General features: G+C 67.5%; 20 protein-coding genes and 2 tRNA genes. 10 read left to right on the forward strand and 12 right to left on the reverse strand.

Annotation, left to right across the window (positions count from 1 at the left end; all coding sequences use genetic code 11):
• The first annotated feature begins 33 nt into the window (after nucleotides 1-33).
• The 7 genes from AB4070_RS07220 (at nucleotide 34) to AB4070_RS07250 (ending at nucleotide 8,541) form a co-directional block, all read left to right on the forward strand.
• Nucleotides 34-2,199 carry an RNA degradosome polyphosphate kinase gene (locus AB4070_RS07220; protein ID WP_046746479.1) on the forward strand — a complete coding sequence of 722 codons (2,166 nt, stop codon included), beginning with the start codon at nucleotides 34-36 and terminating at the stop codon, nucleotides 2,197-2,199.
• Nucleotides 2,196-3,185, forward strand: coding sequence for an NUDIX hydrolase (locus AB4070_RS07225; RefSeq protein ID WP_441979511.1), 990 nt, complete (start codon nucleotides 2,196-2,198; stop codon nucleotides 3,183-3,185). Before AB4070_RS07220 ends, AB4070_RS07225 begins: the two co-directional genes overlap by 4 nt.
• A gap of 170 nt (nucleotides 3,186-3,355) precedes the next feature.
• On the forward strand, nucleotides 3,356-4,462 hold the full coding sequence (gene pstS, locus AB4070_RS07230; RefSeq protein WP_441979512.1) for a phosphate ABC transporter substrate-binding protein PstS: 1,107 nt from the start codon (nucleotides 3,356-3,358) through the stop codon (nucleotides 4,460-4,462).
• 92 nt (nucleotides 4,463-4,554) lie between these two features.
• On the forward strand, nucleotides 4,555-5,505 hold the full coding sequence (pstC, locus tag AB4070_RS07235; RefSeq protein WP_021199103.1) for a phosphate ABC transporter permease subunit PstC: 951 nt from the start codon (nucleotides 4,555-4,557) through the stop codon (nucleotides 5,503-5,505).
• A gap of 1 nt (nucleotide 5,506) precedes the next feature.
• Nucleotides 5,507-6,610, forward strand: coding sequence for a phosphate ABC transporter permease PstA (pstA, locus tag AB4070_RS07240; RefSeq protein WP_441979513.1), 1,104 nt, complete (start codon nucleotides 5,507-5,509; stop codon nucleotides 6,608-6,610).
• A gap of 28 nt (nucleotides 6,611-6,638) precedes the next feature.
• Nucleotides 6,639-7,418, forward strand: a complete 780-nt coding sequence (gene pstB / locus AB4070_RS07245) for a phosphate ABC transporter ATP-binding protein PstB (RefSeq protein WP_028503355.1) — start codon at nucleotides 6,639-6,641, stop codon at nucleotides 7,416-7,418.
• Between the two features lie 271 nt (nucleotides 7,419-7,689).
• A complete protein-coding gene (locus AB4070_RS07250; protein WP_441979514.1) occupies nucleotides 7,690-8,541 on the forward strand; it encodes a type IV toxin-antitoxin system AbiEi family antitoxin domain-containing protein in 852 nt (283 codons plus the stop codon).
• A gap of 232 nt (nucleotides 8,542-8,773) precedes the next feature.
• On the opposite strand, the gene AB4070_RS07255 is transcribed toward AB4070_RS07250, so the two are convergent.
• The 4 genes from AB4070_RS07255 to sigK form a co-directional block, all read right to left on the reverse strand.
• On the reverse strand, nucleotides 8,774-9,658 hold the full coding sequence (locus tag AB4070_RS07255; RefSeq protein ID WP_441979515.1) for an aminodeoxychorismate lyase: 885 nt from the start codon (nucleotides 9,656-9,658) through the stop codon (nucleotides 8,774-8,776).
• Between the two features lie 206 nt (nucleotides 9,659-9,864).
• The gene (locus AB4070_RS07260) at nucleotides 9,865-10,494 is read right to left on the reverse strand and encodes a DNA-directed RNA polymerase subunit beta (RefSeq protein WP_441979516.1); all 630 of its coding nucleotides are present in this window, start codon (nucleotides 10,492-10,494) and stop codon (nucleotides 9,865-9,867) included.
• A gap of 29 nt (nucleotides 10,495-10,523) precedes the next feature.
• A complete protein-coding gene (locus AB4070_RS07265; protein WP_441979517.1) occupies nucleotides 10,524-11,312 on the reverse strand; it encodes an anti-sigma factor in 789 nt (262 codons plus the stop codon).
• Nucleotides 11,309-11,896, reverse strand: a complete 588-nt coding sequence (gene sigK / locus AB4070_RS07270) for an ECF RNA polymerase sigma factor SigK (RefSeq protein WP_045262427.1) — start codon at nucleotides 11,894-11,896, stop codon at nucleotides 11,309-11,311. Before sigK ends, AB4070_RS07265 begins: the two co-directional genes overlap by 4 nt.
• Before the next feature lie 172 nt (nucleotides 11,897-12,068).
• Here sigK and AB4070_RS07275 point away from each other — a divergent pair, with 172 nt between their 5' ends.
• The 3 genes from AB4070_RS07275 to AB4070_RS07285 all read left to right on the forward strand — a co-directional run bounded on the left by AB4070_RS07275 (nucleotide 12,069) and on the right by AB4070_RS07285 (nucleotide 13,627).
• Nucleotides 12,069-12,731, forward strand: coding sequence for a fasciclin domain-containing protein (locus AB4070_RS07275; protein WP_441979518.1), 663 nt, complete (start codon nucleotides 12,069-12,071; stop codon nucleotides 12,729-12,731).
• 136 nt (nucleotides 12,732-12,867) lie between these two features.
• Nucleotides 12,868-12,940: transfer RNA gene (locus tag AB4070_RS07280), tRNA-Lys, on the forward strand.
• Nucleotides 12,941-13,081: 141 nt separating this feature from the next.
• Nucleotides 13,082-13,627, forward strand: a complete 546-nt coding sequence (locus AB4070_RS07285) for a type 1 glutamine amidotransferase domain-containing protein (protein WP_441979519.1) — start codon at nucleotides 13,082-13,084, stop codon at nucleotides 13,625-13,627.
• 8 nt (nucleotides 13,628-13,635) lie between these two features.
• Here AB4070_RS07285 and AB4070_RS07290 read toward each other — a convergent pair whose 3' ends face one another.
• The 8 genes from AB4070_RS07290 to topA form a co-directional block, all read right to left on the reverse strand.
• Nucleotides 13,636-14,151: a CGNR zinc finger domain-containing protein gene (locus AB4070_RS07290; RefSeq protein WP_441979520.1), complete on the reverse strand. Its 516-nt coding sequence runs from the start codon at nucleotides 14,149-14,151 to the stop codon at nucleotides 13,636-13,638.
• Between the two features lie 230 nt (nucleotides 14,152-14,381).
• Nucleotides 14,382-14,915, reverse strand: a complete 534-nt coding sequence (locus AB4070_RS07295; protein ID WP_441979521.1) for a DUF1697 domain-containing protein — start codon at nucleotides 14,913-14,915, stop codon at nucleotides 14,382-14,384.
• A complete protein-coding gene (locus tag AB4070_RS07300; protein WP_282847347.1) occupies nucleotides 14,912-15,493 on the reverse strand; it encodes an isochorismatase family protein in 582 nt (193 codons plus the stop codon). Before AB4070_RS07300 ends, AB4070_RS07295 begins: the two co-directional genes overlap by 4 nt.
• A 67-nt stretch (nucleotides 15,494-15,560) precedes the next feature.
• A tRNA-Thr gene (locus AB4070_RS07305) sits at nucleotides 15,561-15,633 on the reverse strand.
• 69 nt (nucleotides 15,634-15,702) lie between these two features.
• Entirely contained in the window at nucleotides 15,703-17,256 is a 1,554-nt protein-coding gene (locus AB4070_RS07310; RefSeq protein WP_441979522.1) for an alpha/beta hydrolase, read from the reverse strand.
• Nucleotides 17,253-18,410: a DNA polymerase III subunit delta' gene (locus tag AB4070_RS07315; protein WP_441979523.1), complete on the reverse strand. Its 1,158-nt coding sequence runs from the start codon at nucleotides 18,408-18,410 to the stop codon at nucleotides 17,253-17,255. Before AB4070_RS07315 ends, AB4070_RS07310 begins: the two co-directional genes overlap by 4 nt.
• 59 nt (nucleotides 18,411-18,469) lie before the next feature.
• On the reverse strand, nucleotides 18,470-19,099 hold the full coding sequence (tmk, locus tag AB4070_RS07320) for a dTMP kinase (RefSeq protein WP_441979524.1): 630 nt from the start codon (nucleotides 19,097-19,099) through the stop codon (nucleotides 18,470-18,472).
• The gene (gene topA / locus AB4070_RS07325; RefSeq protein WP_441979525.1) at nucleotides 19,096-21,942 is read right to left on the reverse strand and encodes a type I DNA topoisomerase; all 2,847 of its coding nucleotides are present in this window, start codon (nucleotides 21,940-21,942) and stop codon (nucleotides 19,096-19,098) included. Before topA ends, tmk begins: the two co-directional genes overlap by 4 nt.
• Between the last annotated feature and the right edge of the window lie 79 nt (nucleotides 21,943-22,021).

Consider the following 22,021-nt stretch of genomic DNA (forward strand, 5'->3'; position numbering starts at 1 on the left):
CGCGCGTCACCTCTCGGTGCTTAGATGTACCCCATGATCGATCCCGCACTCGCCGACGCCGGGCTGGGTGACGCCGAAGACGACGACTTCGACGCCATCGAGTCCTACGACGCCCAGCTCCCCGACCACCGCTACCTGGATCGCGAGCTGAGCTGGCTCGCCTTCAACCAGCGCGTGCTGGAGCTCGCCGAGGATCCGTCGCTCCCCGAGCTCGAGCGGGCCAACTTCCTGGCGATCTTCGCGAGCAACCTCGACGAGTTCTTCATGGTGCGCGTCGCGGGCCTCAAGCGACGCATCATGACCGGCCTCGCCGTGCCCACCAACATCGGCCGCTCCCCCGTCGACGCCCTCGCCGACATCTCTCGCGAGGCACACGCGCTGCAGCTGCGCCATGCCGACGCCTGGACGTCGCTGGTGCGACCCGCTCTCGCCGAGTCCGGAATCGAGATCGCCGATTGGTCGGAGCTGACCGACGACGAGCGCACGGCGCTCTCCGAGTACTTCTCCGCACAGGTCTTCCCGGTGCTGATGCCTCTCGCCGTGGATCCCGCCCACCCGTTCCCGTACATCTCCGGTCTGTCGCTGAACCTCGCGATCCGCATCCGCAACGCCCGCACCGGACGCCAGGAGTTCGCGCGTCTCAAGGTGCCGCCCATGCTCCCCCGCTTCGTCGAGGTACCTGGCGGCGGCGAGATCAAGCGCTTCCTGCGGCTCGAAGAGCTCATCGCCAACCACCTCGGCGACCTCTTCCCCGGCATGGAGGTCCTCGACCACCACGCGTTCCGTCTCACCCGCAACGAAGACGTGGAGATCGAGGAGGACGAGAGCGAGAACCTGATCCAGGCGCTCGAAGCCGAGCTGCTGCGTCGTCGGTTCGGACCTCCGATCCGGCTCGAGATCACCGACGACATGGACGATGTCACCATGGACCTGCTGGTCCGGGAACTCGACATCACCGACCTGGAGGTCTATCGCCTCCCCGGGCCGCTCGACCTGCGCGGGCTTTTCGACCTGTCGCGGATCGACCGCCCCGACCTGCGGTACCCGCCGCACCTGCCCACCACCGCCGTCGCGTTCCAACCCGCGGGATCGAGCACCCGGGCCGACATCTTCAAGGCCATCCGCAAGTCCGACGTGCTCGTCCACCACCCGTACGAGTCGTTCACCACGAGCGTGCAGGCGTTCCTCGAGCAGGCCGCCCGCGACCCGCACGTGCTCGCCATCAAGCAGACGCTGTATCGCACCTCCGGCGACAGCCCCGTCGTGCAGGCGCTCATCGACGCGGCCGAGGCAGGCAAGCAGGTGCTCGCGCTCGTCGAGGTGAAGGCGCGATTCGACGAGGCGAACAACATCGTCTGGGCGCGCAAGCTGGAGAAGGCCGGCGTGCACGTGGTGTACGGCCTGGTCGGACTCAAGACGCACTGCAAGCTCGCCCTCGTGATCCGCGAGGAAGACGGCAAGCTCCAGCACTACTCGCATGTCGGCACCGGAAACTACAACCCGAAGACCAGCCGCATCTATGAGGACTTCGGACTGTTCACCGCGGATGCGCAGGTCGGAAAAGACCTGACTCGTCTGTTCAACGAACTCAGCGGCTACGCGATCGAGAAGAAGTTCAAGCGCCTGCTGGTCGCCCCTCTGCACCTGCGCAAGGGGCTGGTGCGTCAGATCGACGCGGAGCGCAAGAACGCCGAGGCCGGCATCCCCGCGCACATCCGCATCAAGGTGAACTCGATGGTCGACGAGGAGATCATCGACGCCCTCTATCGGGCGAGCGCGGCCGGAGTGAAGGTCGACGTCTGGGTGCGCGGCATCTGCAGTCTCCGCACCGACCTCGACGGCATCAGCGACAACATCACGGTTCGCAGCATCCTCGGGCGCTACCTGGAGCACTCGCGCATCTTCGCGTTCGAGAACGGCGGCGACCCGCAGGTGTACATCGGCAGCGCAGACATGATGCACCGCAACCTCGACCGTCGTGTCGAGGCCCTCGTGCGCGTCACCGACCCTGCCCACCTCAAGGAGCTCAGCACGTTCTTCGACCTGGCGATGGACGACGGCACCTCGTCGTGGCACCTCGGCCCTGAGGGAGTCTGGACGCGCCACGCCACGGATGCGGACGGCAAGCCCCTGATCGACCTGCAGGATAAGACCATGGGGTTGATCCAGCGACGCCGTCGGGCGCGGGCGGTTCGATGAGCGGCCGGCAGCTGCAGCTCCCGGCCGACACGACGACGAGCGCGAAGTGGACGGACAAGGCGGTCTATGCGGCGGGCGCCGTCGTGTGGCGTCTGGTCGACGGCAAACTGCGCATCCTGCTGATCCACCGCACCAAGTACCGCGACATCACGCTGCCCAAGGGGAAGGTCGACCCCGGCGAGATGCTCGCCGAGACCGCCGTCCGTGAGGTGCACGAGGAGACCGGCATCCGGGTGTCGCTGGGCGTCTCGGTCGGTGTGAGCCGGTACCTGCTCGCCTCCCAGAAGCAGAAGGTCGTGCACTACTGGGCAGCGGAGGCGACGGACGCGGCCATCCGTGAATCGACCTTCGTGCCGAACCGGGAGATCGCCGCGCTCGAGTGGGTCAGCGTGAAGAAGGCGCGTGCGCGCCTCAGCTACCCGGTCGACCTGGAGATCCTTGACTTCTTCTCCAACCTCGTCGACGACGGTGTGCTGCGCACCTTCCCGGTGATCGCTCTGCGCCATGCGAAGGCCACTCCCCGCTCGGAGTGGGACGGATCCGATGCGTCCCGGCCCCTGACCGATCGCGGACGGAAGCAGGCGAAGTCGATCGTCGGACCGCTTCGTGCCTTCGGCGTGCGCCGGATCGTGACGAGCGATGCGGTGCGCTGCGTCGAAACGGTCACTCCACTCGCGCGCGCGCTCGATCGCAAGATCGTGAAGACCGAGAAGATCAGCCAGGACGCCTGGGAGGACGGAGACTCCGATCTGCGCTCCGTCGTCGGCCGCCGGATCCGCGCCGGAAAGCCGGCCGTGGTGTGCAGTCACGGCCCCGTGCTGCCCGGCCTGCTCTCGGAGATCGCGCTGGCGACCGGCACCATCCAGGGGTCGTACCTGAGCAGCGCCGCCGACCTCGAGCCTGCGGCGTTCTCGGTCGTCCACCTCTCCGCCACGAACCCCGGCTCGGGGATCATCGCGATCGAGACGCACGTCCCCAAGGTCTGACGCCTCGACGGCCGCAGCGGCCAGCCCCGGAATCCCGCGGGAGCCCCCCAGAGAGTCGCCCGCCGTTCACCTGCCGTTCACCTGCTCGGGAGAGTCTCGTTAACCGTCGCCCTTAGCGTCACTGTGTGCCCTGCACCGGGCCCCACCCATTCCAGATCGAAGGATCCACAGTGAAGATCTCCCGAATCGCACGAATCGGCGCCATCGGCGCCGTCGCCGCTCTCGCACTCGCCGGCTGTGCCGCGAACGAAGCAGGCACCGGTTCCACCGACGCTCCCACCTCCGACAGCGCAGCGGTCAGCGGCTCGCTCGTCGGCGCCGGCGCCTCGTCGCAGCAGGTCGCCATCCAGGCCTGGACCGCGGAGTTCCAGAAGACTAACCCCGACGCCCAGGTCGAGTACGACCCGCAGGGTTCCGGTGGTGGGCGCGAGTCCTTCCAGCAGGGCGCGGTCAACTTCGCCGGTTCCGACCGCGCGTTCAAGACCGACGAGATCTCGGCCGGCGGCTTCGGCGCCTGCGTCGACGGCTCCGACCTCATCGAGATCCCGGCCTACGTCTCGCCCATCGCCATCGTCTTCTCGCTGGACGGCGTCGACGAGCTGAACCTCGACCCGACGACCATCGCGTCGATCTTCAGCGGCAAGATCACCAACTGGAACGACCCGGCGATCGCCAAGGACAACCCCGACGCGACCCTCCCCGACCTCGCCATCACCCCGGTGCACCGCTCCGACAAGTCGGGCACCACGGGCAACTTCACCGACTACCTCGCGCAGACCGCGGGCGACGTGTGGACCGCAGGCAGCGTCGAGGAGTGGCCGGCCGACCTCGCCGGCGAGTCCGCGGAGAAGACCTCGGGCGTCGCCAACGCCGTCAAGGGCGGTCAGGGCCTCATCGGCTACATCGACTCCTCGCAGGCCGCCGACTTCTCGGCGGTCAACGTCAAGGTCGGCGACGAGTTCGTGCCGCACTCGGCCGAGGGTGCCGCAGCGACGCTCGACGCCTCGAAGATCGAGGAAGGCCGCACCGACGGCGACCTCGCCTTCGCGATCGACCGCACCACCACGGCCGAGGGCGCCTACCCCGTGCTCCTCGTCAGCTACCTCATCGGCTGCGCCGAGTACGAGGACGAGAACGTCGCCGCACTGACCAAGGCGTTCTTCACGACCGCGATCAGCGCCGAGGGCCAGGACGCCGCCGCGACCAACGCCGGCAGCGCCCCGATCTCGGACGACCTGCGCACGCAGGCCCAGGCTGCGATCGACCTCATCAAGTGAGCCGATGACGGTCTCCGGGATGCCGCAGGGCATCCCGGAGACCGTCTGCTCGCGTCAGACACCCGATCTCCACTGAGCAGGAAGCAGCTCCCATGACAGCCACGACCTCGCCGGCGTCGACGCGCATCGTCGCGAAGAAGCGCGCCGGTGACCTCTGGTTCTCCGGAACGGCGGTCGCCGCCGGATCCATGATCATGATCACGCTGGCCGCGGTCGCGATCTTCCTCATCGTTCAGTCGATCCCCGCCTTCACCGCGACCGCTGAAGACGCCTCGCTCCTCAAGACCAACTTCTGGGACTACGTCGGCCCGCTCCTGTTCGGGACCGTGTGGGCCGCTTTCCTCGCCCTTCTGCTGGCGGTCCCCCTCTCGCTGGGGGTCGCGCTCTTCATCACGCACTATGCCCCGCGTCGCCTCGCCCAGGGCCTCGGCTACGTGGTCGATCTGCTGGCCGCCGTCCCCTCGGTCGTGTTCGGCCTCTGGGGAATCCTGGTCCTCGCGCCCGCGGTTCAGCCCATCTACGTCTGGTTGAACACGAACGCCTCCTGGATCCCCTTCTTCGACGGTGTGGTCTCGCCCACGGGCCGCACCATCCTCACCGCCGCCATGGTGCTCGCGGTCATGGTCGTCCCGATCATCACGGCCATCTGCCGCGAGATCTTCCTGCAGACCCCTCGTCTCCACGAGGAGGCCGCCCTCGCCCTGGGAGCCACCCGCTGGGAGATGGTGCGGATGGCGGTCCTCCCCTTCGGCCGCTCCGGAATCGTGTCCGCCTCGATGCTCGGACTCGGCCGCGCGCTCGGTGAGACCATGGCCGTCGCGATGGTGCTCTCGGTGAGCAAGGCCGTCACGTTCGAACTGCTCACCTCCACGAACCCCTCCACGATCGCCGCCAACATCGCGCTGACGTTCCCGGAGGCTTACCAGGTCAACATCAACATCCTCATCGCGACCGGTCTGATCCTGTTCGTCGTGACGTTCGCGGTGAACGCTCTCGCACGCTGGTTCGTGAACCGCCGCAAGGAATTCTCGGGAGCGAACTGACATGACCGTTACCGCCCCCGAGTCCGCTCGCACAGCCAGCGCGGCCCCCTCCCAGCTCTCGCTCAGCTCGGGACACCTCCCCCGCTGGGCGCCGTGGGCCCTGCTCGCCCTCTCGCTCCTGGTCGGATTCACACCGTTCGCCCTCGAAGCCGTCGCCAGCGGATCCGACCTCAACATCGCCGGCTCCGTCGTGCTCGGCGCCGTGATCTACCTCGTGCTCATCTACGTGATGTCACGCATCGTCGAGGGCTCCAGGAAGGCGCTCGACCGTCTGATCACCGGAATCGTCACCTCGGCGTTCGCGATCGCCATGGTGCCGCTGGTGTCGGTGGCGATCACCGTGGTCGCCAACGGCGTCGCCCGCTTCGACGGACTCTTCTTCTCCTCGTCGATGCGCGGTGTGCTCGGCGAGGGAGGCGGCGCGCTCCACGCGGTGATCGGCACGCTGCTCGTCACGCTGGCCGCTGCGATCATCTCGATCCCCATCGGCCTCATGACGGCCGTCTATCTGGTCGAGTACGGCAAGGGCGGACGGATGGCACGCACCATCACGTTCCTCGTCGACGTCATGACGGGTATCCCCTCGATCGTCGCGGGTCTCTTCGCCTACGCGGTGTTCGCGCTGATCTTCGGGCCCGGTGTGCGCATGGGTATCGCGGGCTCGGTCGCCCTGGCCGTGCTCATGATCCCGGTCGTCGTGCGCTCCACCGAGGAGATGCTGCGGCTGGTGCCGAACGAATTGCGCGAGGCGTCGTACGCGCTCGGGGTGCCGAAGTGGCTCACGATCGTCAAGGTGGTCCTGCCGACATCGATCGCCGGCATCACGACGGGTGTGATGCTCGCCATCTCCCGCGTGATCGGCGAGACCGCGCCGCTGCTGCTGACTGCCGGATTCACCGACGCCATGAACTACAACCTGTTCAGCGGTCGCATGCAGACCCTCCCGGTATTCACGTACTCGCAGTACGCGTACCAGGGCATTCCCGCTGAGGCATACGTGGAACGAGCATGGGCCGCCGCCCTGACGCTCATCATCATCGTCATGCTGCTCAACCTGATCGCGCGGCTGGTCGCGAAGATCTTCGCCCCCAAGACCGGCCGCTGAGCCTCGACCCGAAAAGCAAGGAACTGCAGTGTCCAAGAGCATCGAAGTCAACGACCTGAACGTCTACTACAGCGACTTCCTCGCCGTGGAAGGCGTCTCCCTCGACATCCAGCCGCGCAGCGTCACCGCGTTCATCGGCCCCTCCGGCTGCGGCAAGTCCACCTTCCTGCGCACGCTCAACCGCATGCACGAGGTCATCCCCGGCGCCCGCGTCGAGGGAGAGGTGCTGCTCGACGGCAAGGACCTCTACGGCCCCGGCATCGACCCGGTGCTGGTGCGTCGGCAGGTGGGCATGGTCTTCCAACGCCCCAACCCGTTCCCCACGATGTCGATCAAGGAGAACGTGCTCGCCGGTGTGAAGCTCAACAACAGCCGCATGTCGAAGAGCGACCAGGACGCCCTCGTCGAGAAGTCGCTCACGGGTGCGAACCTGTGGAACGAGGTCAAGGACCGCCTCGACAAGCCCGGCTCCGGCCTGTCCGGAGGTCAGCAGCAGCGTCTGTGCATCGCCCGCGCGATCGCCGTGTCGCCGCAGGTGCTTCTCATGGACGAGCCCTGCTCCGCGCTCGACCCGATCTCGACATACGCCATCGAGGAGCTGATCGGCGAGCTCAAGAACGAGTTCACCATCGTGATCGTGACGCACAACATGCAGCAGGCATCCCGAGTCTCCGACAAGACGGCGTTCTTCAACATCGCCGGCACCGGGAAGCCCGGCAAGCTCATCGAATACGACGACACCACGAGCATCTTCACCACTCCGTCCGTACAGGCCACCGAGGACTACGTCTCCGGCCGCTTCGGTTGAGCCTGCGGCCTCCCCCTGCTGCTGCTCCCCCCCTGCTGCTGCCTCCCCCTGCTGCTGCCTCCCCCTGCTGCTGCCTCCCCCAAAACCCAGACCAGGTGAGTCGTTGCCGGCGTGTCAGCTGTTGACTCGCCGTCGCATCGTCCGATGGTCTGGGTTTCGGCCTACCCGAACGAGGTGCACTCCCCCTGCACCGGCGCGCAATGCAGGGAGTTGTCCATAGCTCGTGCGGTTTCGGCCTCGACCGACGGCGTGCTCAGGGCAGTATCGAGCGATGTCCTTCGTGCGCGCCGCTTCCGTGCTGGGTGTGCTCGGGCGGATGGCACGGACATCGGAGCTTCGCCGGAGGGGTGTGAGCCGCGATGAGCTCTCGCGCGCGGTGCGATCCGGCGAGGTGCGGCGACCGCGTCAGGGCGTCTATGCACTGCCCGACACGGCGGAGGCCTGGATCCATGCGGCTTCTCACGGAGGGACGATCGGATGTGCCCGCGCGGCATCGGCGCATGGGCTGTGGGTGCTCGGGCTTCCGTCGAAGAATCACGTCTGGATGGGAGCTGCGGGAACGCCCCGCTCGACGTGCGACGCCTGTGTGCTGCACTGGGATGAGGGCCTCGTTCGCGTCGGAGAGGCTGCGCCGGTGCGGAACGCGCTCCTTCAGATCGCGAGGTGCTGTGGCGAGGACACGTTCTTCGCCGCGCTCGAGTCAGCTTTGCGACAGTCACTGCTCTCCCCCGCTGGGCTGATCTGGCTTCGCCGCCATCTTCCGACGTCGATGCGGTGGCTCGTCGCCTTCGCTCGTGCGGATGCCGACAGCGGACTCGAGTCACTCATCCGGCTTCGGCTGCACCGGATCGGGATCTCGGTCCGGACCCAGGTGCACGTCTCCGGTGTCGGGGAGGTCGACCTCGTCATCGGCGACTTCCTCATCGTCGAAGCCGATGGTCGGGAGAACCATGCCAGGGAGAAGGAGCGGAGCAAGGACCTACGGCGTGACGCCGCGGCCGCCGCTGCCGGGTATACGACTCTGCGCTTCACCTACGAGCTGATCGTCGACGAGTGGCATCTCGTCGAGGCCGCGATCCGCGGCGCCCTCGCACGCAGGGCTCACCTCGCGCCGGCGGTGTGATGCCATCACCCCGCCCCCGTCTCTTCCGCCCCCGTCTCTTCCCCCAAAACGGAGACCAGTTACGAAAGTGATGGCGCGTCTCACCTCGACACGCCATCCCGCTGCCGGATGCTCTCCGTTTTGGCAGGTGGAAGAGCGGAGGCAGCGCAGGTGGAGGGAGCGGAGGAAGAGGAGGAGGAGGGAGGCGGGAGGGAGCGTAGGGGGGGTGGGGAGGGAGAGTGGGACGGAGGGGTCAGGTGCGAGGGGAGAGGAGGTAGCGGTTCAGGGCGGACGTGAGGGTGCGGTCGACCGGGAGAGGCGTGCCGTCGACGGATGTGATGGCCGTCGCGAGGCGCACGCTCGACACGAGCCAGGCAGCATCAGCCCGTGTGAGGTCCTCCGCGGGGATGCGGTCGTAGCCGGTCTCGAAGCCCTGAGCGGCGAGATGTTCATACACGCTGAGCTGTGTCGTCCCGTGCAGGATGCCGCCGGTCGGAGCCGGTGTCAGGAAGCGGTCTCCGAACCGGAGGATCAGCGAGGCGGTCGGAGCCTCGAGCACGAAGCCGTCGCTCGAGAGGAAGATCGCATCGTCCGCTCCCCGTCGATGTGCCTCACGGAGAGCTGCCATGTTCACGGCGTACGACAGCGTCTTCGCTCCCAGCAGCAGCCAGGGAGCCCGCTCTGCCACGTCCAGGTCGTACCCACGGTCGAGAGTGATCACCCGCACCCCGTTCTCCCGCACGGCGGTGAAGTCGGCGGCCGGCGCAGCGGTCACCCACGCGGTGGGAGTGGGTCCGTGCTCGACTCCTCGGCTGAGGATGAGCTTGATGACGGACTCGCCCGCCCCGAGCTGTGACGCCGCATGATCGATCGCCTGTCGCCACTGCGCGAGATTCGGCACCGGGAGGTCGCACAGCCGAGCGGAGTGCGCGAGACGCTCCAGGTGCGGAACCACCTCCTGGGCATGTCCATCGATCACGCCGATGGATTCGAAAACGCCGTCACCGCGCTGCGTGCTCAGCTCCCCGACGCTGAGCGCTGGCGCAGCGGCGTCCACCTGCGTGAACGTGTCCGCGAAGTCGGAGCGCTGCACGTCGGCAGCCACGGGATCGATCATGAGTGCGAAGCGCCCGGTCATGATCCGAGCCTAGAGGGCGGGAATACCCACCGCCTCATCGCGTTACAATTGAATGGCCGGGCCGCATAACCCCGGGCTCCAATTTTTGCCGCTGCGAGCGGCCTTCCGCCGAGAGGCGTTCTTGCGGCCCGGTCTTTTCATATCCGGGCCGGTCTTTTCCTGCCCGGGTTCCTCAGCTCCTGAGCATCCTGCGTGCTGAGATCGGCTCAGGCGAGAGCGTCCGTGCGCCACAGCACGGCAGCGGCCGCCAGATCCTGCCCGTAGCTGCTGAGGCGAAGAGCCCGGGTGGTCAGCTCGCTGGCCCGAGCCGGCTCGGTCGGCTCGTAGTCGTCCGCGGTGTGAGTCGCACCTGATGCCTGCACCCGGCAGAACGCCGCGGCGCGGTCGAGCGCGACGGCGAAGTCACCGCGGAACGCTCCGCGCAGGATCGTGTCGATCAGCACGACCAACTCGTCAGGGCTCGCCGGCACAGGCGCCCCGGCGATCACCGCATCCGCCGACGGCAGCTCCACGCGCCCACGGTCGTACAGGAGGGCCGCCATATGCGGGTCGCCATGGATCGCGAGCTGCAGGACGTAGAGCCGCCACAGCGCGCCGGGCAGCGTGCGCGACGGCGCCTTCGACCAGAGCTCGGCGATCTCGTCGATGCCGTGTTCGGCAGTGAAGGCCACAAGGCGTTCAGCACTCGCACCGCTCTCATCCGCACGGACGCGCGTCAAGAGGGCGGACGCCGTGGCGTGCGCGATACGAGTCTCTTCGGCGGGATCGTGCGCGCCGACGATGTTGTCGAAGGCACTCGTCGGACGACGCACGGGGCGATGGTGCTGCTCGGGCATCCCTCCAGGGTACGCGCGATCGGAGCAGCTCAGGCCGTGGGGATGACGATCACGGGGTCGGTCGTGGGCTGGCCTGTGGGTGATCCGCCGGCCTGCTCGACCGTCACAGCGATCGCGTCGCCCGCCTGCATGTCGCCGGCGAGCAGTGCCGTGGCGTCACCACCGTCGACATCGAAGACACCGGCGGAGACCGGCGCGTCCCCGCGCACGAACCACAGCTCGTACGTCTTGCCGTCGCCGGCGCTCGGCAGACCGTCGGCCACGAGGACGGCCTTGCCCGCAGAGCCGGACCAGTGCGCGGTCGCGGTTCCGCCGCCGTCGAGTTCCACCGTCGCCTGCTGGGCGTCTCCAGACGCCTCGATCTCCTGCAGAGCGACCACGCTCGCCGGGGGGTTCAGCTGCTGGTTGAGGGCGATCGCGCCGACGCCGACTCCGACCAGCAGAGCGAGGCATGCAGCCAGGGCGAAGATGGTGCGTGTCCAACGGCGCGGCTTGTCGCGTTCGGGCTGCCCCTCAGCCGCTGACCCGTTCGATGGCTCGAGCCGAGGCGCATCATCCGAGACGTCGGGATCGGTTCGAACGTCCCCGTCCTGGGGCATGCCGGCGATCTGGGCGAGCAGCGCGGAACGGATGTGCGCGGGGGGCGTGACGGGCTCCACGGAGTCTGAGAGGAGTGCAGCCGTCGCGATATCCGCATCCACCGTTTCCTCCCACTCGGGGTGCTCTGCGAGGGCGGCTCGATAGCGACGTTCGTCGTCAGCGGAGAGCGCATGCAGGGCGGCACCTGCCGCGAGCTCCTCGAAGTCCTTCTCGTTCATGCCGTCACCCCCATCGCCGTGCGCAGACGGCTGAGCCCGTCTCGCATCCGTGTCTTGATCGTCCCCAGCGGCGCCCCGACGAGGGCCGCGATCTCGTTCTGACTGTAACCGCCGTAGTAAGCGAGGACGAGTGCTTCCCGCTGCGCTTCCGGAAGCCCCGAAAGCGCCTCGACGACCTTCCCTCCCTCGATCCCCAATTCGACCTGCTCCGCCACACTGTCGTGCGCGATGCCGATGTCCTTGAATCCTGCCCGTACATCCCGGTCGGCACTCGACTGCGATGCTCGCACCCGATCGACGGCCCGGCGATGAGCGATCGTCATGATCCACGCTCGTCCTTGACCTCTGTTCGGAGCGAAGCGCGAAGCGGATTGCCAGATCTCCAGGAAAACCTCTTGCAGCACCTCTTCGCTCTGCGAGCGGTTGACCAGCACACGGAGGATGAGGCCGAACACGCGGGAGGAGAGGGTGTCGTAGAGAGTCGCGAAGGCAGCCTGATCACCGGACGCGACGCGGACGAGGAGGTCGGCGACAGCATCCTGCGTCGCTCCTTCGTCGGGAACGTCGAAACCATCGATGACCATCTCTCACAGCATGCCCCATCAGAGGCCCTATCGCGCACAGGCGTCACCTGAATGTGACGGATCGGAGCACCGATCGAAGTTTTCTCAGATTCGTCCCATCCGATCCCGATGGGGCTCCGAACAGCACTCGACGCCACGGAGAGGCCGTGGCTCAGTTCTGAAGGAGCTCGACATGTTCAGCACCAAGAAGAAGGTCACCGCGGCAATCACCCTCGGCCTGGCGAGCGCGTTCCTGCTCTCCGCCTGTTCCATGGGCAGCGGCAGCAGCACCTCGGACTCGTCGTCCGAGCCGAAGGCACCGGAGACGTCGGAGTCGACGCCGATGGAGATGGACCCGGCCGCCAACCTGGTCGGCCCCGGTTGCGCGGCATACGCCGACGCCGTGCCGGACGGCGCGGGCTCGGTCGCCGGTATGGCTGAGGACCCGGTGGCGGTCGCCGCCTCCAACAACCCGCTGCTGACCACGCTGGTCGCTGCGGTCAGCGGAAAGCTCAACCCCGACGTCGACCTGGTCGACACCCTGAACGGCGGCGAGTTCACCGTCTTCGCTCCGGTGGATGACGCTTTCGCGAAGATCGACCCGGCCACCATCGAGGGACTCAAGACCGACAGCGCGACGCTGAGCTCGATCCTGACGTACCACGTGGTCCCCGGCCAGATCGATCCTTCCGACATCGATGGCATGCACACCACGGTCCAGGGTGCTGACCTCGAGGTCACGGGCAGCGGCGACGACCTGATGGTCAACGACGCCAAGGTGATCTGCGGTGGAGTCAAGACCGCGAACGCGACCGTGTACCTCATCGACACGGTTCTGATGCCCCCGGCTTCCTGAGCCTGGGACAGCCGGGTGGGAGGACACCCGGCACGCGCCCTTCTCGGGGCAGGGGGAGGAACCCGGGAAGGAAAGGGGCCGTCGGCGGTGCTGTGTCGCCGACGGCCCCTCGTCGTGCGCACTAGACTTGAGGGAGGGGCCTCTAGCTCAGTTGGCAGAGCATCGGACTTTTAATCCGCGGGTCGTGGGTTCGAGCCCCACGGGGCCCACCGCGCGTCGTCGTATCCGACCGATGACCTCCCCTGTACCACCGGCTCTTCGCATCGGCCACCCCCTTTCGCCTCCGTCTGACCTGAGAGATCGTCGAGTCGTCCCCGAACGGCGGACGACACTCCAGGAAAGGATGAACGATGACCCTCAGCGGCAGCCGCGTGGCATTCCTCGCAACGGACGGATTCGAGGACAGCGAACTCACCAGTCCCTGGGAAGCGGTGACGGCGGAGGGCGCGAGCGCGACCATGATCGCCCCGGACGGCGCAGCCATCACCGGCAAGAACGGGCACGAGCAGGCCGTGGATCTGCGCGCGTCGGAGACGACCGCGGATCAGTTCGATGCCCTGGTCCTCCCCGGAGGCGTCGTCAATGCGGACCACCTGCGCATGGACAAGCCCTCCATCGAACTGGCACGGGCCTTCTTCGAGCAGCACAAGCCGGTCGGCGTGATCTGCCACGGCGCTTGGATCCTCATCGAGGCGGGCGTCGTCGATGGGCGGACGCTCACCAGCTATCCGAGTCTGACCACCGACCTGCGCAACGCAGGCGCGACGTGGGTCGACGAGGAGGTCGTGGTCGACGAGGGGCTCGTCTCCAGCCGCACCCCCGACGACCTCCCGGCCTTCAATGCGAAGCTGGTCGAGGAGATCGGCGAAGGCAAGCACGCCGGGCAGACCGCCTGACGACAGGGCTAGGCCCGCGCCCGGTGCCGGCGCACCGCCGCACGGTTGGCGCAGCGCACGGAGCAGAAGCGTTGGCGCCCGTTGCGCGTCACATCCGCGACGACGTTGGTGCAGGGCGTGGCCTGGCAGCGGCTCAAGCGATCCATACCGCGGGTGACCAGGTGCAGCGAGGTACCGAGGCTGATGATCGCCCTGAGCACGAAGGGCAGCGAAGGCACATCGTCCCGATAGTGCAGATGCCACCCCTCGCCGTCGTGGTTCGTCAACCGGGGGTAGGCGGCCGCGACGGCGAGTTGCGCGTTGAGGAGAACTGCTCGCGCATCGGGGTCGGGCTCATCGACGATCGCGAGCCATTCGTCGATGACGTCCCTGACCCGCTCATAGTCGTCAGGGGCCGGAGGGAAGGTCATCGTCATCCCCTGCGCGAGTGTGCGCTCCTCGATCCCGGCGCGGTCGGCCGGCCAGTCGTTGGCGAGAGAAGCGGCGAGCCGGACCGCGTACTCACCGTAAGGGTTGAGATGCATAAGACCATTACATCACGCTGGATGCATGACCTCGCAGAACACGCTTCCGACCCCTCGCATCCACCCGTCGACCGATAGCCACGAACACGCCTGGTCGGTGGAATCCCGGCACCAGACGAGCGAAGGCATCGTGCTCTACGTGCGATGCGCGAGCTGCCGCACGCACCGCGTCGACGTGCAGCCGCACCCACACACGCCGCCGATGGCGCTGAGTACGGAGCTGCGAAGCATCACCCCGTCAGCTCGATGAGCTTCCGCGTCGTACGCAGATTTCGAGCCGTCCCCGCGACGCCCAATGCACGGTCCAGCGCCGCCTTCGTGAGCTTGGTCGAGTGCACGCCGCCCTCACCGTAGTCGATCCACAGATCGTTCCCGATCAGCGCGATGCGCTCCGCCGGGAGCAGGCGGTGCTGCAACGCCTCGATCGCGCCTGCAGCGGGTGCCCCCTCCAGGAACATCGCGTGCACGAACTTCAGATCCCCCTCCGGGAACGGCTGCGCGGACTCGGAGGAGAGCAGCTGCGCGTGCGTGCGATGGATGACGGGCGTGTCGACCCCGAACTCGTCGTGGATGGCCACCCGCACCGCCGCACACGCGATGTCGGGGTCGTCCGGTGTCGCGCACACGATGTTGCCGCTCGCGATGTATGTGGAGACATCCGACAGGTCGGTTTCGGCCGCGAGCACTTCGCGGAGGCGCGCCATCGGCACGCTGTTGCGGCCGCTGACGTTTACGGCCCGCAGCAGCAAGACGCTGCGGCTCACGCGTCGGCGCTCTCGACCAGCTCCGCGCCCGCATGGACGAGTTCAGCGAGGGCCGCCTCGCTGGGCTCCACCGCGACGCCGGCGACGAGGTCGGTGAGGATACGGACCCGCACACCGTGAGCGATGGCGTCGAGGGCGCTCGCCCGCACGCAATGATCGGTCGCGAGGCCCACCACGTCGGCGCTCAGCGCGCCCGCTTGCGCCAGTATCGCGCCGACCGTCTCCCCCGCCTCCGTCTGTCCCTCGAACATCGAGTACGCCGGCTCCCCCTGGCCCTTGCGGACATGGTGCGTGACGGCAGCGGTCTCGAACAGCGGGTCGTACTCGGCGCCATCGGTCCCCGCGACACAGTGCACAGGCCAGGAGTCGACATAGTCGGGGTCCTCCGCGAAGTGCCCGCCGTTGTCGCCATCGGCATCATGCCAATCCCTCGACGCGATGATCACCTCGTAATCGGCCGCGTGAAGGGCGAGGAATTCGGTGACGGCTGCGGCCACCGCATCACCGCCCGCTACGGCAAGGGCGCCGTCCTCGGTGAAATCGTTCTGCACATCGACGATGAGAAGCGCTCTGCTCATGCTTCGAGGGTACGCGGTGAGGAACGGGAAAGGCCCCGTGATGTTCTTCGCATCACGGGGCCTTCGGAGCCGCTTGTCAGAATCGAACTGACGACCTTTTCATTACGAGTGAAATGCTCTACCGACTGAGCTAAAGCGGCGTGCGACGCGTGAGCGGCGCGATCACCGATATTACCCTGTCTCGCGCTCGCTCGCGAATCGAGGCCTCCTCATTCGCAGCGGAGCCCGTCTTCCGGTACGACATCGTCGAGCAGGAACGCCTCGACAGCATCGTCCACGCAGGCGTTGCCCTTGTTGTATCCGGTGTGCCCCTCGCCGACACGTGTGATGAGGACACCTTCCTCAAGCTGGTTCGCGAGCGACTCCGACCACTCGTAAGGGGTCGCCGGGTCGTTCGTCGTGCCGATCACCAGGATGGGACCCGCGCCTTCGGCCTTGATCTCACCCCGCGTGCCCGTGGGCGGGTAGGGCCAGACCGCGCAGGAGTCAGGTCCCGCCCAGTAGGGCGCGATCGTGGGCGCGCCTTCGGCGATCTTCGCGTTCGTCGCCGCTTCCGCCGCCGGGTCGTCCTCGACCGGGTAGTCCATGCAGTTGTAGGCCCGGAAGGCCTCGGTGGAGTTGTCGGTGTAGGTGCCGTTCTCGCGCCCGTTGTAGAAGTCTGCGAGGAACAGTGCCGAGGTCGGGTCGCCCTGCAGTGCCTCATCGAGTGCCTGCGTGAGGTAGCCCCAGCTGTCCTGCGAGTAGAGCGCGGCGATGATGGCGGTCATCAGGGAGTCCGCGCCCAGCATGCGGCCGTCTCCACTCTTCAGCGGGGTGCTGTCGACGCTCGCCAGCAGCGCCCCCAGATCGGCCATCGCCTCATCCACACTGCCGTTGAACGGGCACTCCCCCGAGTCGAGGCAGTCCTGCATGTAGGCGCGCAGCGCGGACTCGAACCCGAGCGCCTGCGTCGCGCCGACCTCGAGCCCGGGGACGGCGGGATCGATCGCGCCGTCGAGCACCAGACGGCCGGCCTTCTCGGGGTACAGCTTCGCGTAGGTCGCACCGAGGAACGTGCCGTAGGAGTAGCCGAGGTAGTTCAGCTGCTTGTCGCCCAGCACCGCGCGGATCAGATCCATGTCCCTGGCGGCGTTGACCGTGGTGATGTACGGCAGGATCCCCCCGCTGTTGGCGTCGCACGCCTCGGCGAACTTCTTGTGGGAGTCGAGCAGCTCGGCCTCCCACTCGGCCGTGCCTCGTGCTGCCGAGGGAATGCCGTAGAGGTAGTCGTCCATCTGCGGTGCGTCGTAGCAGGTGACCGCGGTGGAATCTCCGACACCGCGCGGGTCGAACCCGATCACGTCGAAGTTCTCGATGAGGTCGGCGCCGACCGCGAAGTCGAGGCTGTTCAGGACCAGGTCGACACCACTGGCACCCGGACCGCCCGGGTTCGTGAGCAACGAGCCGACCGGGGTGCCCTCGGCGCGGTGTCGGACGACCGAGAGGGTGATCTCGCCCTTGCCCGGGTCTTCCCAGTCGAGCGGAGCGGTGACGTCGGTGCAGTCGAAGCCGACACCGCACTCCGTCCAGGTCAGTTCCTGCGAGTAGAAGGGCAGCAGGTCTTCGGCGACCCCCTCGGTGTCCGGCGTGCTCGTCGTCGACGGCCGCGACGACTGCTCGGGAATCATCGCGTACAGACATCCCGAGAGGGCGACGGATGCGGCGGCGAGCCCTGCGATGACCGCGGCGGCGCGGCGCAGGCGGGAAGTCGATCGGTTGTTCACGGTTTCCTCCCGCTCGTGATCGTCACGAGCAAGCTCTCCAGGGCGAGCAGCGGGGCGACGTTGCGCTCCAGCGACTGCCGCGTCTCGGCAAGGTGGTCAAGTACGACAAGAGTACGGGTCTCGGGCCAGGCGGAAGCGAGGTCGGACAGCTCGGTGCGCAACTCATTGTTGATGAGCCCGTCGCTCTGCCCGAACTGCAGCATCACGACGTCGCGGTACAGCGACTGAAGGTCGGTGAGCACACGATCGATCCCGTCGCGCAGGCTTCGCGTGGCCCGCTTCTTCTGATCGTCTTCGAGCGCCGCGAGCTGTGTCCGCAGCGCCGGCGGCACCGCCTGTCCCTCGGCGATGCCGATCGTGCGCAGCAGCGAAGCGCGCTCCTGGGCGTCGCGCTCGGCGGTGAGAGCCTTCGCGTCCTCCGTGGCCGCCTGGATGATGCGTCCGGCGACCTCGACCGCATCCCCCACGCCTCTGACGCCGAGGACCGAGCGGAGCGTCTCTTCGCGCCGACGCCTGGCCGCATCGTCGGTGGCGAGTCGCTGGGCCATGCCGATGTGGCGCTGCGCATGCCGTGCCGCCTGCTCGGCGACGGCCTCATCCACCCCCGTGCGAAGGCTGATGAGCCTGGCCACGTCGGCGACATCGGGCTCCCGCAACCGCAGCGATCGCACGCGCGATCGGATCGTGGGCAGCAGATCGGCCTCGCTCGGCGCGCACAGGATCCACACCGTCTGCTCCGGAGGCTCTTCGAGCGCTTTCAGGAGCACGTTGGAGGTGCGCTCGACCATGCGGTCGGCGTCTTCGACGACGATGACCCGATAGCGGCCGGCGGACGGCGCGAAGTAGGAGCGCTCGACGAGAGCGCGAGCCTCGGCGATCGTGATGATGACCTTGTCGGTGCGCAAGGCGGTGACATCGGGATGAGTGCCTGCGAGCACCTGCCGCATGACGGTCTCGTCGTCAGGTCGATCCGCGATCAGTGCAGCCGCGAAGGCGTACGCCAGAGTCGAACGGCCGGAGCCGGGCGGCCCCGTGATCAGCCAGGCGTGCGAGAGCGCCGACGGATCGGCTGCCGCAGCACGGAGCGTGTCGACGGCAGCGTCCTGCCCCCACACATCCGCCCACGGGAAAGGGGCCGGAACGGTCTGGGGCATGCACTCAGCCTAATCGTGACCGCCGACGTCGGAAGCACGGAGGGATACCGCGGTGCTGGTCAGTCGAGAAGAGCGCCGACCCTCGCCCTGATCTGCTCCGCGATGGCATCCGGAGCCGCTGCGGCGTCGACGACGAGGAACCTGTCCGGTTCGGCTCTCGCGAGGTCGAGGAAGGCGTCGCGGACGCGGCCGTGGAAGTCCGATTGCTCGGCTTCGAGCCGGTCGAACGGCTTGTCGGCGGAGTCCAGCCGGGCCCGCGCCTCACTGGGGGCGAGGTCGAGCAGGATCGTCAGGTCGGGCAGTGCACCCTCGGCCGCCCAGAGCGAGAGGTCGCGGATCTCCGTCGCATCGAGCACCCGACCCGCGCCCTGATACGCCACGGATGAATCGAGGTAGCGATCCTGCAGCACGATGTCGCCCCGACCGAGCGCGGGACGCACCACGGTGGCGACATGGTGCGCTCGATCCGCGGCGTACAGCAGAGCCTCCGCGCGCGGTGCGATGTCGCCCCGATGGTGCAGGACGATGTCGCGGATGAGCTGACCGACCTCCGAGCCGCCGGGTTCACGGGTGCGGACGACCGTCCGCCCGACCCCTTCGAGCCAGTCCGCGAGCAGGTTCGACTGTGTGGTCTTGCCCGAGCCGTCGCCGCCCTCGAGCGTGATCCAGACCCCGTGGCCTGAGGTCACGAGTCCGCCTTCTCCGCTGCCTTCGCCGCGGCGTTCGCGGCACGCGTCGCGGCGGCCTTCTTCGCCGCTGCCGACCGAGCGGCGGATGTGGCAGCGGTCGTCTTCTTCGCGGCGGGCTTCTTGGCCGGTGCCTTCTTCGCGGCGGGCTTCTTCGCGGGCGCCTTCTTCGCCGGTGCCTTCTTCGCAGCGCCGCGCTTGGGGGCGGGGCCCTTGGCACGCTTGTCGGCGAGCATCTGCACCGCGATCTCGAAGGTGATGTCTTCCACCTTCTGTCCTCGCGGAATCGTGACGTTCGTCTCGCCGTCGGTCACGTACGCACCGAAGCGGCCGTCACGGATCCGGATCGGCTTGCCGCTGACCGGGTCGGCCTCGAACTCTGCGAGCGCACTGGAGGCCCTGCGTCCGGCACCGTACTTCGGCTGGGAGTAGATCTCCAGCGCCTGCTCGAGCGTCACGTCGAAGATCTGCGACTCCGACTCGAGCGAACGCGAATCTGTCCCCTTCTTCAGGTAGGGTCCGAACCGTCCGTTCTGCGCCGTGATCTCGTCGCCGGACTCGGGGTCGACACCCACGACGCGCGGGAGGCTCAGCAGCTGCAGCGCCGTCTCGAGGTCGATCTCGTCGACGGACATCGAACGGAACAGCGACGCGGTGCGCGGCTTGGGGGCCGTTTCCTTCTTCGCGCCCCGCTTCGGCTTCGGCTTGTCGACCACCTCGCCGGTCGCCTCATCGACGGCGGCGTCCTCCGACACGGGATCGTTCTCCTGGATGTACGGTCCGAACCGGCCGTCCTTCACGACGATGATCTTGCCGTTCTCGGGGTTCTCGCCGAGCACGCGGTCACCGGCGACGGGAGCGTCGATGAGCTCCTGCGCCTTTTCGGCGGTCAGCTCGTCCGGCGCCAGGTCTTCCGGGACGTTGACGATGCGTGGCTTGGCCTCGGGGTTCGCCGGGTCGGCCACCTCGAGGTACGGGCCGTACTTGCCGAAGCGCAGCGTGGCGGTGTCGGTGATGCGCGTGGAGTTCAGCGCGCGGGCATCGATCTCACCGAGGTTGTCGACGACCTGGCGCAGTCCGACGTGGGCGTCAGAGCCGAAGTAGAACGACTTGAGCCACTCGACGCGGTTCTGCTCGCCACGGGCGATCGTGTCGAGGTCGTCTTCGAGCGCAGCCGTGAAGTCGTAGTCGACGAGGTCGGCGAAATGCTCTTCGAGCAGACGCACCACGCTGAACGCGAGCCACGTCGGCACGAGGGCCTGCCCGCGCTTGACCGCGTATCCACGGTCGAGGATCGTCTCGGGAATCGAGGCGAACGTCGAAGGACGTCCGATGCCCTTCTCCTCGAGGACCTTCACGAGCGAGGCCTCGGTGTAGCGCGGCTTCGGCGTTGTGCGGTGACCCTTGGCCTCGGCATCCGACACGGCGAGCTGGTCGCCGACCGCTACGGCAGGCAGCGACTGGTTCTCCGCAGCGTCGGCATCTCCGCGCTTCTCATCGCGACCCTCCTCGTACGCCTCCAGGAAGCCCTTGAACGTGTAGACGGTTCCGGAGGCCGTGAACTCGGCCTTCTTCTCCCCCGCGTCGACGGCGATGGTGACCGTGGTGGTCTCGTACTTGGCGTCGGACATCTGGCTGGCGACGGTGCGCTTCCAGATGAGGTCGTAGAGGCGCTGCTCATCGCGATCCAGCTCGGACGACAGAGAAGCCGGCGTACGGAAGTTGTCACCCGAGGGGCGGATGGCCTCGTGGGCCTCCTGGGCGTTCTTGCTCTTCGACTTGTAGACGCGCGGCTTCAGCGGCACCGCTGCATCGCCGTAGAGTGCGACCGCCTGGCTCCGTGCCGCCTGCACCGCCTGGGTGCTCAGCGACGTGGAGTCGGTACGCATATAGGTGATGTAGCCCTTCTCGTACAGACGCTGGGCTACGCCCATGGCCTGCTTGGCTCCCATCGACAGCTTGCGGCCCGCCTCCTGCTGCATCGTGGAGGTCGTGAACGGCGCGTAGGGGCTGCGCGTTCCCGGTTTGGCCTCGACCTTGGTGACGTTCCCGGTGCCGACGGCGTCCACAGCCGCGGCGAGCGCGGTGGCCGCGGCCTCGTCGAGGATGACGACGGCCTTCTTGAGCTTGCCGTCGTCGTCGAAGTCCGAGCCGCGTGCCAGCTGACCGCCGTCCACGCGGACGAGCCGGATCTTGAACGAGGTACCGGTCGCCGCGGCAGCCGCATCGACGTCCCAGTACTCGGCCGAGGTGAACGCCATGCGCTCGCGCTCACGGTCGACGATGAGGCGCGTCGCGGCGGACTGCACACGACCGGCCGAGATCCCGGTCTTGACCTTGTACCAGAGCACGGGCGAGACGTCCCACCCGTACAGGCGGTCGAGGATGCGGCGGGTCTCCTGCGCGTCGACGAGGTCGTGGTCGAGTTCGCGGGTGTTGCCGACGGCGGCCTGGATCGCGTCCTTGGTGATCTCGTGGAACACCATGCGCTTGACCGGCACCTTGGGCTTGAGGGTCTCCAGCAGGTGCCAGGCGATGGCCTCGCCTTCGCGGTCCTCATCAGTGGCGAGCAGGAGTTCGTCGGCGCTCTTCAGCGCACGCTTGAGCTCGGCGACCGTCTTGGTCTTCCGATCGGAGACGACGTAGTACGGGTCGAACCCGTTGTCGATGTCGATGGAGTACTTCCCGTACGCCTGCTTGTCCGCAGCCGGGATGTCCTTCTTGTCAGCGAGGTCGCGGATGTGGCCGACGGAGCTGAGCACCTCATAGCCGTCGCCGAGGTATCCCTGAATAGACCGCATCTTCGTCGGGGACTCGACGATGACGAGCTTCTTGCCTTCAGCCAAGGGTGCGTCCTTTCTTCGAAGCACACCATACACACCACTGTGTGGGGTCGTTCACAGTGAGCGAGGTCGCGCTGCCGTC

This window comes from Microbacterium sp. 2RAF4 (assembly GCF_052115285.1).
Classification (GTDB): Bacteria; Actinomycetota; Actinomycetes; order Actinomycetales; family Microbacteriaceae; genus Microbacterium; species Microbacterium oxydans.